General features: G+C 50.5%; 12 protein-coding genes and 1 riboswitch. Of the genes, 6 read left to right on the top strand and 6 right to left on the bottom strand.

The genetic code is table 11. From position 1 onward, the window contains the following. Positions 1-226: 226 nt before the first annotated feature. Positions 227-1,252: a tetraprenyl-beta-curcumene synthase family protein gene (locus FGI41_RS21320; protein ID WP_139492397.1), complete on the top strand. Its 1,026-nt coding sequence runs from the start codon at positions 227-229 to the stop codon at positions 1,250-1,252. Here the strand turns inward: FGI41_RS21320 and FGI41_RS25130 are convergent, their stop codons facing one another. Next, complete coding sequence (locus FGI41_RS25130) at positions 1,253-1,426, bottom strand: DUF5325 family protein (RefSeq protein WP_176560382.1); 174 nt, start codon at positions 1,424-1,426, stop codon at positions 1,253-1,255. Positions 1,427-1,531: 105 nt separating this feature from the next. Between FGI41_RS25130 and FGI41_RS21315 the strand changes: the two genes are divergently transcribed. After that, positions 1,532-2,167, top strand: a complete 636-nt coding sequence (locus FGI41_RS21315; RefSeq protein WP_139492323.1) for a PilZ domain-containing protein — start codon at positions 1,532-1,534, stop codon at positions 2,165-2,167. Positions 2,168-2,361: 194 nt separating this feature from the next. After that, positions 2,362-2,463: riboswitch (purine riboswitch) on the top strand. Positions 2,464-2,586: 123 nt separating this feature from the next. Continuing rightward, positions 2,587-3,597: a BMP family lipoprotein gene (locus tag FGI41_RS21310; protein ID WP_139492322.1), complete on the top strand. Its 1,011-nt coding sequence runs from the start codon at positions 2,587-2,589 to the stop codon at positions 3,595-3,597. 178 nt (positions 3,598-3,775) lie between these two features. Here FGI41_RS21310 and FGI41_RS21305 read toward each other — a convergent pair whose 3' ends face one another. The 3 genes from FGI41_RS21305 to FGI41_RS21295 form a co-directional block, all read right to left on the bottom strand. Next, the gene (locus tag FGI41_RS21305; RefSeq protein ID WP_139492321.1) at positions 3,776-4,462 is read right to left on the bottom strand and encodes a class I SAM-dependent methyltransferase; all 687 of its coding nucleotides are present in this window, start codon (positions 4,460-4,462) and stop codon (positions 3,776-3,778) included. A gap of 197 nt (positions 4,463-4,659) precedes the next feature. Further along, positions 4,660-7,215, bottom strand: coding sequence for a S8 family serine peptidase (locus FGI41_RS21300; protein ID WP_176560381.1), 2,556 nt, complete (start codon positions 7,213-7,215; stop codon positions 4,660-4,662). Positions 7,216-7,306: 91 nt separating this feature from the next. Next, on the bottom strand, positions 7,307-8,749 hold the full coding sequence (locus tag FGI41_RS21295; protein ID WP_438358045.1) for a sigma-54 interaction domain-containing protein: 1,443 nt from the start codon (positions 8,747-8,749) through the stop codon (positions 7,307-7,309). 518 nt (positions 8,750-9,267) lie between these two features. On the opposite strand from FGI41_RS21295, the gene FGI41_RS21290 reads away from it, so the two are divergent. Together FGI41_RS21290 and FGI41_RS25565 are read left to right on the top strand one after the other, a co-directional pair. After that, complete coding sequence (locus FGI41_RS21290) at positions 9,268-10,188, top strand: proline dehydrogenase family protein (RefSeq protein ID WP_139492319.1); 921 nt, start codon at positions 9,268-9,270, stop codon at positions 10,186-10,188. Positions 10,189-10,401: 213 nt separating this feature from the next. After that, entirely contained in the window at positions 10,402-10,485 is an 84-nt protein-coding gene (locus tag FGI41_RS25565) for a putative holin-like toxin (protein ID WP_368656817.1), read from the top strand. Between the two features lie 169 nt (positions 10,486-10,654). Here the strand turns inward: FGI41_RS25565 and FGI41_RS21285 are convergent, their stop codons facing one another. Together FGI41_RS21285 and FGI41_RS25560 are read right to left on the bottom strand one after the other, a co-directional pair. Beyond that, positions 10,655-11,683, bottom strand: coding sequence for an MFS transporter (locus FGI41_RS21285; RefSeq protein ID WP_255298579.1), 1,029 nt, complete (start codon positions 11,681-11,683; stop codon positions 10,655-10,657). A 39-nt stretch (positions 11,684-11,722) separates the two neighbouring features. Next, positions 11,723-11,944, bottom strand: coding sequence for a hypothetical protein (locus tag FGI41_RS25560; protein ID WP_255298578.1), 222 nt, complete (start codon positions 11,942-11,944; stop codon positions 11,723-11,725). A 190-nt stretch (positions 11,945-12,134) separates the two neighbouring features. On the opposite strand from FGI41_RS25560, the gene FGI41_RS21280 reads away from it, so the two are divergent. Then, positions 12,135-13,091 (top strand): DNA-3-methyladenine glycosylase family protein, encoded by a 957-nt coding sequence (locus tag FGI41_RS21280; RefSeq protein WP_139492318.1) that lies wholly within the window; start codon positions 12,135-12,137, stop codon positions 13,089-13,091. Positions 13,092-13,221: the final 130 nt, after the last annotated feature.

Below are 13,221 nucleotides of genomic sequence, written 5' to 3'. Positions count from 1 at the left end.
CCTTGTTCTTTATCTGGCTACGCAAAAGACATACTTCCCGTATCCATATTCTCAAATTGTACATTTATTCCATTTTAACCTACGAAATTCTACAAAATGACACATATAAAGTTACGACATGTTAATCCATAGGGGAAAAAGTGAAAGTTGTGGTATGATATAGGATGAGCAGAAAAAGGAGGGACGGGCATTGGTGACACAAGCTGTACGACACCCTTGGCAGTTGATGTATCGTGTCTACCGGTATGTGCTTCCATCACTTGAGCGGGAGTTCAGTAAATGGGTTCAACGGGCGGAACAGATCCCTGATCCAGAATTACGCCGGCAGGCTCTGGCCAGTATGAGCGCAAAAAAATTCCACTGCCAAGGCGGTGCCGTCTATGCCGCCCAAGCACTTGGCTTCGCCGACAGGCTGATCCCACTGATTGTGGCGTATCAGACGATCAGCGATTATTTGGATAACCTTTGTGATCGCAGTACTTCACAGGACCCGGTAGATTTTCGTCAGTTACATATATCTATGCAGGATGCATTGACCCCAGATGCACCGCTTCGTGATTATTATCAATACCGCACGGAGAAGGATGATGGAGGGTTTCTGCATGACCTGGTGCGGGCTTGTCAGGAGCAAGTGCGCTCCCTGCCGTCCTATGACCGGGTACAGCAGCGTATTATTGAATTATCAACGCTGTACAGCGATTTGCAGGTGTATAAGCATATCGCCCAAGAAAAAAGAGAGACCGCGCTTCTCACCTGGTGGGAGGAGCATCGGTCTTCATATCCGCAAATCTATTGGCAGGAGTTCAGTGCTGTCACCGGCTCGACAATAGGGATCTTTGCCTTGTTTTGTCTTGCCACAAAGCGGGAAGTGGATGATAGTGAGATTCGCGCGCTGGATGAAGCGTATTTTCCGTGGATCAGCGGGCTACATATTTTGCTTGACTATTTGATTGATCTGGAGGAAGACCGGCTCGGCGGTGACCTCAACTTCGTCAGCTACTACCGCTCCGACGATGAGGCGCTCGAACGGCTGCAATACTTCGTTGGGCAGGCGAAGGCGAGTGTCGCCAGATTGCCGGAGCCGGACTTCCATCGGATGATCGTAGACGGTTTGGTGGCGTTCTATCTGGCAGATCGCAAGGTGAACAAGAGCCAGCCGCAAATCTATACCATCGCCAGGCAGCTGCTAAAGCATGCCAGCGGGCTTACGTCTGTGTTCTTTTACCTCAACAGTTTATTGGTGCGCAGATAATCAGTTGAGGTTCTTTTTCCGGTAAACAAAGCCTGCTCCCATCAAACCCGTGGTGAGTAGGGCGCAAAGAATACCGATAAGCCAGCTGCCAAGACCAATGGCAACGCCGATTCCCGCGATGCTCATGGCGACGAGGAAAGCGATGGCTAACAAAACCAATTGATGGCGATTCATAGAGTGGAACCTCCTTCATTACTTGCTGCAAGTGTCCTTATTATACCTCTTTTGCGGCGAATGTAGGTAGCGTTTCGAGATTTTCGGCAAAGCTGGAGGAGAACGATGAGTATGCATGTAATCCAAATCCAAAAGGGGAACGAGATGCTGGAGGGGCAGGTCACCTATGAGGAAGGGGACCTGGTTGAAGCGACGTTTGACGCTCGACCCGCAATCAACGTGGGAGAGCCGGTCAGGTGCATGGTCATGCGTTCCTTCGATGAGATGTACACGTTCGAGGGGATCATTATCGCCAAGGACGACAGCAAGCTGTATATTTTCCATTCACCGACGGTTGCTGAATTCCGCGAACAGCGGCGACGGTATCCGCGCTTTGATGTGAATGTCAAAGCCTTCGTACAGATGATCGGAGAAAAGCAGGAGGGCCTGCAGCGCTTCCAGATTCCTACCGTCGAGGTCATCAATGTCGGCTTGGGCGGTCTGGCTTTCCGCTATGAAAAACAGCTGGAAGTGGACACCCAGCTTGCCATTTTCATGGAGCTGCTCGGGAAAAACGTGGAGGAAGGGGCCATCGGGGCTGATCTGGTGGTTATTCATGCCAAGGAAGATACGAAATCAGGCAAAGGTGGGTTCATCCACGGCTGCCGGGTGACGGAGATCAACGGCCGTAACCTGCACAAGCTGCGGAAGTATCTGCTGCAGCGGCAGCTGGAAGAGTTGAAAAATAATAATAAGGAATAGCAGGGAAGCAGATGTGGAGGAGTAGAGCGCATCTGCTTTTTTGTATGGGGTTACAAAAGGGAAGAGAGCTCTATAAGCAGGCTGGAAATGAAAACGCAGTCGTGACATATTTATTTTTATTAAAATTTGTTTTATTAAATTTTAGCGAGATGATATATTGCTACTTCCATATCAGTGGCGTATAATCAACAACTATATTTTAAATATCCGTACCTCGTATAATTTTAGGGATAAGGCCTATGAGTTTCTACCAAGCTGCCGTAAATGGCTTGACTATGAGGGATTGAGCGCAGGTTTATGCAACATCGACCTGTGATTCATTCTTGTTTTTTCATAGAGGTAGAGCCTTGGGATTAGGGAACATCCAAGGCTTTTTTTGTTGCATACGTGTGCGGGACAATCATCAAGGAGTGAACAGCATGAACAAAACTGCATCTATTATCAGCGCCACAGTTCTTTCGCTCTCATTGGCACTGGCCGGTTGTGGCAAAGCCCCGGCGGCTCAACCGACAGGGGAGACCACACTGAAGGTCGGGTTGGTTCCCGACATTGGCGGTGTGAATGACAATTCGTTTAATCAAAGCGCATGGGAAGGGCTGGAGAAAGTAGGAAAAGAAAAAGGTCTGGAAGTACGCTACCTCGCGTCGAACAGTGATGCTGACTACGTGCCGAACCTCAACCAATTCGTCAGAGATGGTTGGGACTTAACATGGGGGATCGGGACGTTCATGGCAGATCATATGAAGCAGGCCGCCCAAGAAAATCCGAAAGCCAAGCTGGCGATTATTGACGCTGAGGTGCAGGAGGCGAATGTGACGTCGGTTGTATTTAAAGAGAACGAAGGGGCGTTCTTGGTCGGAGCCGTGGCTGGTTTGATGACCAAAACGGGAAAAGTCGGGTTTGTAGGTGGAATTGACATCCCAGTGATCAAGCGGTTTGAAGCAGGCTTTACAGCAGGTGCCAAAGCAGCGAATCCAGGCGTTGAGGTGTTTTCTGTCTATACAGGTGCCTTTGACAAACCAGATCTGGGCAAATCTACAGCGTCCGCACTCTATTCACAGGGAGCCGATATCATCTTCCACGCAGCAGGCGGCACAGGAACAGGGGTCTTTAATGAAGCCAAGGACCGCAAAGGCAGAGGCGAGCAAGTCTGGGTCATCGGTGTAGATAAAGACCAGTCTTTGACATTTGGTGACGATATTACCCTCACCTCCATGGTCAAGCGAGTGGATCAAGCAGTCGAGCGGGTAACGAAAGATTTCGCTGACGGCAAATTCGCAGGTGGCCAAATCGTGTCTCTTGGTCTCGCTGAAAATGGAGTGGGCCTGGCAGACACCTCCACGAAAAACGTGCCAGCAGATGTATTGCAAAAAGTAGAGGAATTAAAAGTGAAAATCATAAAAGGTGAGATTCAGGTACCAGAAAAATAAGATAGATGGTTAGCAGGACGTCGATCCATTCTAGTGGGGATATCCTGTTACGGTAAAAAACAGCATATCACACAAGAAATCAAAACAAAGACCAGTCAACCCCCCAACGGAGGTTTTGACTGGTCTTTTTTGTGGTTTCACTGACATTCCTATGAGTCGGCCCCGTTCAACATGTCGGCTACCCTTGCTTCCGTCCTGTGAAAACGACGAAATTATAATATTTATAGACACAATCTACATCAGAGAATCCAATCTCTTTCAACCAAGTGAGCTGGTCATCCAGTGTCGACATTTTATCCAGCTTGGTTCGTTCATAGGCAGCTGAGATCTCTTCTTGGGATAATCCGCTGCTCTCTACTTTTTGCTTCCAGTCATCCTTATAAAGGGTTTCGATATAATCGGTATGCCCGAGAACCTGATCCGCATTAATAAATACACCGTTGTCATTTAGGAGCGAGAATACCGTGGAGTAGAGGTTTTTCTTTTCGAGCTCCGTAAGATGGTGAATGGAGAGAGCACTGATGATGATATCGAACTTCTCATTGAATTCGTGCTTCGTGTAATCATCCACGATGTATGTTACATTGGCCCGGTCTTGAAAGCGAACCTTCGCAACATCCAACATTTTTTCCGAGATATCAATCAAGGTCAGGTGAGCATTCGGATACTTCTCGAGAACCAGGGATGAGAATAATCCTGTGCCAGCTCCGATATCCAATATGGCAGGGGCTTCCCTGGTTGTATTGGCTAACGCTACGGAAATTTGATAAAAGTCGTGGAAACACGGTATCAATTTTTTTCGTTGCTCATCATATTTTTTGGCAATTTGATCAAACTGGATGATTACCTCGTTCGTAGACTCCATTCTCTCTCCTCCTTTGTTTATCTAAGACACATTTTATGTCAAAAGAGGGTATAGTTCAAATATATAACTTTTATGTTTTTGATAGTTTTTACCTATAGTTGATGACGCAGAGGATACGCTAATCCAAAAAGCGCACCCCGACACCTGCGGGATGCGCTTTTCTGATCATACAAGATGTCTTGATTTCATTACTTGTTTTAGGATTCGGTCGTATCTACGATGACAACTTCATAACCACCGGTACGGTCCAGTATCACAATCGTAATCTCACTCAATTGCTCCTCGGACGTCACTGTTCCTTTCACGGTCTTGCTTTGAATCCGCAGTGGGATTTTCTGATCGTCCACGACGGCATAGCTGGTCTTCCCGTTGGTGTTCGTCAGTGTGCCACTGATCTCGTATTCGTAATCCCCGTCGCTGCCGCTTTCTGTGGCTTTCAGGGTCTCGTCTTTGATGAGTTCTGTCTCGGTCGACGTGAGATACTCCTGATTTTTCCCGCTGGATGTCTGGGCCTTGACCGTCAGTTCCTCGACATACAATCCGGCGATATCAAGATTTTTGCTCAGCGAGAACTGCCCGTTTTTCACTGATGTCTTCAGCTCAGTGCCGCCGAAGTCTACGATGATCTGCTTCACAGCCGGGTTTGTCACCTTGCCGCGGACGGAGAGCTTATACTTCGTACCGCTGATCTTCACACTGGTCTTGACTGAAGTCTCATCAAAAAGAGAATGGTCTTCCCCAGGTGTACTGCCACCGTCTGTGCCGAACACCCCATTGGTTGCCAGAGCGTACGGCTGCGGTCCCATTGGAATGTTGTTGGCGGTGACGCGTACGGTGTAGGTACCTGTCTCCGCAGGGATATACACCTGCTCGACATTGTTATAGCGGTCAGATTGGTCGTTGTACGGCTTCTCGAAATCATTGCCTTTGAGTACCTGACCGCTTGGGGAGGTCACTTCGAGATCGAGGTCATTGACCAGACGTTTTGTTGCGATTGGGGTGGTACTTGGGTAATCGGTCCAGACGAGGGAGACGACGAATGGTTTATTCTTGTCAGTGACTTTGACCGTATAGGTCTGCTTATCGCCTGTGCGCATTCCCCGAGACTCATCAAGGAAGCTGGTCGTAATCGCTGCTTGCAGGTTGGCCCGGCCAAAGCCTTGGGCAGCGAGGCTGAGATTGAGGTCATCCGCGCTGGTCAACAGCATCGATTTGATCAGGGCACCGCTTGGGTTCTGCACCTTTTTGTCCTGTAAAAACTGACGGATCTGTGCCGTGCCTCCCGCGAGCACAGGCGTAGCCATACTGGTTCCGCTCATGTAGGCATAATAATCGTTTTCGACGTAGTTGAAGTTGTCGTCGGAAGCAAGGGCTGATTTAGTGGAGAGAATCATAGTGCCTGGTGCGACGATGTCTGGCTTGATCCGGCCATCATCGGTCGGGCCCTTGCTGCTGAACTCTGCCAGCTCATCCGGATTGTCAGCATCATACGTGGTAAAGTCGGTACGCAGGCTCTCTGAGGCTCCTACAGAGATGACATTCTTCGCTGTGGCAGGAGAGGAGATGGTGCGGTAGCCGTCTGAGGTGACCTCTCCAGATGTACCGTCATTGCCGGCTGCGACGAGAGAGATGACATCCTTGTGATCCCACAGAAACTGATCGGCCCGATAGGAATCATAGGTGTATTGTCCAGCCAGCTCAGGCTGATCGTACAGACTCACGCCCCAGGAGGCCGATTGGATGCGGGCGCCATTGGCGTAGGCTTCGTCCCAGAGATCATACACATCAGGTACGAGGAAGCCGCCTCCACGTGCCAGCAGAGAGTGAAAAACAAGCTTGGCATCAGGGGCCATTCCTTTGACTTGCCCATGGGAGGATTTGCCTGTACCGACGAGTGATCCGGCGACATGTGTTCCGTGACCGTCCGGATCGCTTACATTATTCGTGCGTCCGACAGCAATCATCTTGACGATCCGATCGGCGAGGTCTGGGTGCATATCTGACTGTCGGCCTGTATCCAAGCCGCTGTCACTGACGCCGATGATCTGATTTTTGCCAGTATAGCCTGTTTGTTGGAGCTGATCGGCATGGATGATCGAAGCTGCCACATCATTAAATGGCCGATGGGGTAAGATCGGATAGATCGCGATGATCTCGTCGGATTGCATCAGGGTGTTCAGATGGGAGGCTGTCGCTTGAGCTACCAATGCGACACGCGGGCTGTCACCTGTTGCAGGTGCAACATCCAGCTGCAGACCGTCCTTTTGCAGCTTTTGGATGGAATCATGCAATCCTTCGCCTTTTTCTGAAAAGCTCACCAGTGCGAGGCTCATCTGACCGTTTTTGTTCAGTTGGGTGCTAAGACCCGGTGCTAATTTATATGCAGGGTGAAAAGGAAGGACCTCTTGAACATGTGCATGCTTCGCCAACTGCTGGCGGACGGCAGCGGAAGGGAGCTTAGCGATAAAGGCATAATCGGGCAAATAGTCACCCAATTCTACACCCAGCTGGGCCATCTCCTGTTTCCAGAACTCTTGGATCGGCCCGTCAAAGCGGATGATGACGAGACGGGAAGAGACGGCCATCCCTGCGTATTCTTGCGGTACGGAGGCAAGGGAGAGGGCTTGTGGGCTATTCACCTCATATGCAGCTGGCATCCCTTGTTTGCTTACGATTTCTTCGGCGCCTGCCTGATTGAAGCCCACAGAGAGTGTGAGGGTAGTGAGCAGCAGGACTTTGTTGAATTTATTCAAAGAGGAACACATCCCTTAGATCGAGTAGGTATACCACTCGATTGTAGCAAAACGATGAAAATTGGTAAATGAAAGGAAAAAGTCTCTTTTCCTACTCCATTCCATATTTTCGCATTTTGTTATAGAGAGTGCCGCGGGAGATACCAAGCAGCTCGGCGGCTGCTTTTTTGTTGCCGTAGGTGCGGGTCAGGGCTGCTTCGATCTGGCTCCGTTCGTCCAAGGGGGCATTGACCAATGACGGATGCGTAAGTGGTTCTCTGCGGACAAATCCACGCCCGAGCGGATTGGACAAAGGATTAGTTAGCGGTGTAGTCAGAGGCTGTGCGGTTACGCCGTAGGCCGTGCTGAATTCGGCGATGGCAGGCACAGAGCCGCCTGCAGGCAGATAAGCGCGGATTGCCGGTGGCAGATGCTCAGGCAGGATGATGTCCTCCTCTTGCAGGATGGTCAGCCGCTCGATCACATTGCGCAGCTGGCGGATGTTGCCGGGCCAGCTGTAATCGATCAGTGCCTGCATCACCTCGGTTGCGAGGCGTGGAACAGGCTGTTCATGCGAGGCTGAATATTCTTGTAAAAAGAGCTGCACCAGCTCCGGAATATCCTGCACCCTCTCGCGCAGGGAGGGGATGTCGAGTGAGAAGACATTGAGACGGTAATACAAGTCCTCGCGAAAACGCCCCTCTGCCACCATCTGCTCCAGATCACGGTTGGTCGCCGCGATAATCCGCGTGTTGACATGGATTGGCTCGGTGCCCCCGACACGGTAGAACTGACGCTCCTGCAGGGCACGCAGCAGCTTTACCTGCAGCTCCAGCGGCAATTCACCGATCTCATCGAGAAAGATTGTCCCCTCGTGTGCCAGCTCCATTTTGCCTGGCTTGCCTTTTTTCTCCGCGCCGGTGAAGGCTCCGCCTTGGTAGCCGAACAGCTCGCTCTCAAACAGGGCAGCAGGAATCGCCCCGCAGTTGATCGCGATGAACGGCTTGTCACTGCGTCGGCTGGCAGAGTGGATCGCTTGGGCGAACAGTTCCTTACCAACGCCGCTCTCACCATGGATCAGCACGGTTGCATCAGTGGCGGAGACTTTTTTGGCAGAGGCGATGGCGGTCTGTATGGAGGCTGAATATCCTTTTATCATATAGAACGGATCGTCTTGGGACTGGTAGCGGTTCATCTCCTGCTTGAGGTTGTGCAGATCCTCGGTCCGGTGTGTCAGCTCTTCGTGCAGACGCACCAGCTCCGTGATATCCTGCTCAATTGAGAGCGCACCGATGATGTCTTGATGGCGCACGATCGGTGCTGAATTGATCAATACGTGACGGTCTGGCCGCGGCACATGATACAGCCGCTGCACTCGTGAACCGTTGAAGAGTGCGTCCCGAAGCCGGATCGATTCACTGTCAAAATGGTTATACAGCGACGTGCCGATCACATGGTGGCGGTTGATTTCATAGATCTTCTCAGCTGATTCATTCCAGTACTGCACATTCGCATCCAGATCGACGACCGTGGTCGCCTCGCTCATCGTCTCCATCAAGGTCTGCAGGAGTGCAGCCTGATTGTCAGCCACCTCAACGCACAGAGACAGGACAGCGGCTGTATCGAGCCAGCCACGGGCATGGCCCGCTCCGTCTCGTGCCAACACAGCAGGAGATGGCTCACCTGCATGCTCCTGCAGCCAGCTTACGATCAGCCGATAGACTGTAGCGAGCGGCATCTGCGCCTCGACGGTCAAGACGGGATATCTCACACCGTCTTCGGTCACAAGATGATGTGGTGGTGTACCCTCTATACGAATCCCATCTAGTGGGCGGATGAATGCAACAAAAGGTTTTTGCAACGAGAATAATGGGGTCAAATTATCACATCCTAAAAAGAAAGTTCAGTTCGTGTTAATCATTAGTGTACAAGAATGAACACATTTTGTACACATCTGTTGAGTGTTCATGCTCATATCGTTCACACAACCGTTGGATTCACGCTATATAAAGTTGGCACGCTTCTTGCTTGATATAATAATCAGACAAGCAAGCTTAGGAGGATGTGACTGCGATGGAACAACTACTCAAGAACTTTTTCCTGTTTCTCTCCAAAAACCCAGCCCTGAATAAAGCTGCGAAGAAGTGGGGTCTGCGCTTCGGTGCAAGCCGTTTCGTCGCTGGTGAAACGATTGCAGAGGCGATTAAAAATGTACGTGAACTAAATAAAAAAGGTCTCGTCTGCACACTCGACCACCTCGGCGAATTCATCTTCAGCGTGGAAGAGGCGAACGAGGCTACTGATTACTGCATCAAAACACTGGATGCGATCAAAGAATCCGGTGTAGACTGCAACCTGTCTCTCAAAATGACCCAGCTTGGTCTCGACATCAGCTACGAGCTGTGTATGAACAACATGCGCCGGATTCTGGATACCGCGAAGCGTCACGGCAATATTTTTGTCCGTATCGACATGGAAGACTATGCGCACAATGAAGTGACCCTCGACATTCTGAACAAGCTGCTCCAAGAGTACGACAATGTAGGTACCGTTATGCAGGCGTATCTCTACAAAGTAGCTGACGATATCGATGCCCTCAAAGACAAGAATGTGAATCTCCGTCTTGTAAAAGGTGCATACAAGGAATCCCCTGAAGTGGCGTTCCCGAACAAAGCAGACGTGGATGAGAACTACAAAAAAATCATCAAACAACACCTGCTCAACGGCAGCTATGCTGCAATCGCAACCCATGACGACGAGATTATCAACTACGTGAAACAAATCGAAAAAGAGTACAACATCCCGCGCACCCAGTTCGAATTCCAAATGCTCTACGGAATCCGTACCCAGTCCCAGGTGGATCTGGCCAAAGAAGGCTACAAAATGCGCGTCTATGTTCCTTACGGCAATGACTGGTTCGGCTACAACATGCGCCGCCTCGCTGAGCGTCCGGCCAACGTAGCGTTCGTGCTGAAAGGAATGTTCACGAAGTAACAGAAGCTCAATCGATATACATGCAAAAAGACCTCCAGGAAGCCAAAAGCGGCTGCTTGGAGGTTTTGTTTTGGACGGGTGAAATAAAGCGTTTAGCGAGATGCTCGAATCGTATAAAGCAGTGGGATAATCTGACATGTACAATTGACAGGCTCCTCAAGGGTGGTCGGCTCATCTCCAAACCCCATCAATAGATGGAAGGGGGTGACGCTCATGACAGTCTACGAAGCTCTTTCCCTGATGTTTGCATTCGGGTCGTTGCTGCTCGGCATTCTGTCCTTCCACAAAAAGAAGTAGATCACCCTTGAGTTCGCACCTCATTTGATCTACTTCTTTGATAAAAATATGAGCCGCCCCTTGAGGGAACGTCAGTTGTATGAAGGCCGTGGGTGTTACCAGCACCCGCGGTCTTGTTTATTCTATGCATTACAAGTGATATTTTATCACATTTGACACTGGAAGCAAATTACTTTTGTCCCACCATCTCAGCAGTTGGGACAGAATTCTCTCTCAGCTTTTTATCATGGCGCATAAACGGAATGTGCATGAGCATCTTCAGCAGCATCCCTACACCGACCACGGCGACAGCATAGACCAGCGGCATATGATCGAACAGCGCCCCATACAGCTGGAATCCGAGCAACCGCCCGAGTGCAAATACCATCACCATCACGGACACGAACCGTCCCATCATCGCAGACTCCACTGTGGTCTGATAGAACGTGCGGAAAAAGACCCCATACGTATTAAAGGTCAAAAACAAGAGGAAGCTGATCGCCGAGAAATAAAACAGCATGAACACAGGAGAACCCTTCAACAGCAGAAGCGTTCCGCTGTGACCGAGAAACATCATCGGTACAACCGCCAGATTCAAGGCGAAGATTCCGATGAAGATATTTTGTGAGAGGTTGTAACGCTTCAAGAGAAACGTCACACCGAAGATCGAGCAGAGTGAACCGACCGTCTGTACGCTCTCCACAATCCCGAAGTCGATGTCCGTACCGCCAAACACCTGCTTGATCATATAAGGAAAGCCGATCAACGCAAACGGGAACAGAAAGATGTGGGTCAGCACTCCATTGAGCACAAGGGACGTGACACGGATATCTTTTTGAAAGACAGTCAGCCCTTCGCGGATCTCGCGCAGAATCGACGGGGTCTTGCTATGTCTGACTGGAGTGGTGTCTACGCGCATGAACAGAGTCGCGCCTACACATAAAAACGAACACACCGCATGAACAGGGAGAATCATCCCAAGACCAGCTATACTGTACACCACCGTGCCGAGGAACGGGGCCAGTACGCGGATTGTCTCCACGATGGTCGTCTCCATGGCGTTGGCCTCGGTCAGTTCTTCTTTTTTGACAAGGGCAGGCATCAGTGTGATATAGGCGGGGGCAGCGAACAAGTCGCATGTGGCAAAAAAGATAACCGTCGCATAGATGAGCGGCTGCCCAATCGGTATCAACAACGAGATGATAAACAGCGACAGCATAAAGACAGCCCGGCACAGATCAATGAGTGCCAGAACCTTTCACTTATCCCAGCGGTCGACCAATGCCCCGGCGAACGGCCCTAACAGCACTTGGGGGATGATCCCCATAGCCAGAATGGCCGCAAATTTGCCTGCGGAGCCAGTCAGATTCAGAATATACAAGGCAAGTGAGATATTAAGAAAAATCGTCCCAAATACCGACATAGATTCACGAAAAATGAATAAGGCATAGTTGCGATTACGAAAGAGGCCAAAATTCATAAGGATGTGTTCACCGCTTTTTCCAAAGATTTCTCCCCATTATAAGGGAGAGCGTGAACACGGACATAGCGTATTTTGCTCAGAATATACAGCGGTCTAGCAAAAATTGTGTTACTACAGAGAATGGAAACAGGAAAACAGTGGTAGGACTCAGAAAAAGGTACTCAAAGATGAGGGGAGAGGATAAGCAGTGTTTACCACGAGGATTGAAATGAAACCGCCTTATTCGTTTGACCGTCTGTTGCGCCGATTAGAATCGCACCCGGACGATCAACTGCGTGTCGATGCAGAGAATAGGCTGATCCGCCGGGCGTTTCGCCTGCAGGGAAAGCCGGAGCTGGTCACCCTGCAGTTTCAGGGGGGAGATGAAGAGCCGTCGATTGAGCTGACAGCGGTTGGTGATTTGGGACAAGCCCAGCAGGAAGAGCTGGTGTATAAGGTTAAGCATATGTTCAGCGCAGATGTGGACCTGCAGCCGCTGTATGATCATATGAATCAGGATCAGCACCTCAAGCCGTTGGTGGAGAGCTTTCGCGGACTGCGGTATTTGCTTGATCCAGACTTGTTCCAATCGATGATCCGCACGATTATCGGCCAGCAGCTCAACCTTGCTTTTGCCGCTACACTCACGCACCGCTTGCTCACCTTGGCTGGGGATTCGATCACGGCGGAGGACGGCACCACCTTTTATGTTTTTCCTACCGCGGAAGCCATCGCACGCCTGGAGGTCGCCCAGCTGCGCGAGCTTCAATACAGCCAACGCAAGGCCGAATACATCATCGACTTCGCCCGCGCTGTCGTCGATGGCAAAGTCGACCTCGACCGACTCCCGCACATGTCCGACGATGAAATCATTGCCTACCTGACCCCGCTCCGAGGCATTGGCCGCTGGACCGTCGAGTGCCTCCTGATGTTTGGGATGGGCCGCCCTGACCTGTTGCCTGCAGCCGATATCGGGCTTCGCAATGGCATGATGATCATGTACGGCATGACGGAAAAGCCGACGGAAGCCGAGATCAGGGAGATCGGCGAGAGCTGGAGACCGTATCGGAGCTATGTGTCCCTGTATATGTGGGAGGCCGTAGGGGCGCTGAAGCGGAAGGAAGCGGGGTTTATGGAGCTGGTGGATGGATTGAAGGGTAAGTGAAGTGAGGTCGAGTGAGGAATATGGATGCAGAGTAGTTCAGAGTAACTGAGTCAGGTAAAATAGCATACGGAAAAAGCTTGGATAAGCCGCCAAAGTTGGCATACATCCAAGCTTTTTATCATTTTTGCCC

Source organism: Brevibacillus dissolubilis, from assembly GCF_006170445.1.
GTDB classification, from domain to species: Bacteria; Bacillota; Bacilli; order Brevibacillales; family Brevibacillaceae; genus Brevibacillus_B; species Brevibacillus_B dissolubilis.
This window is presented reverse-complemented; position numbering and strand designations above follow the sequence as displayed.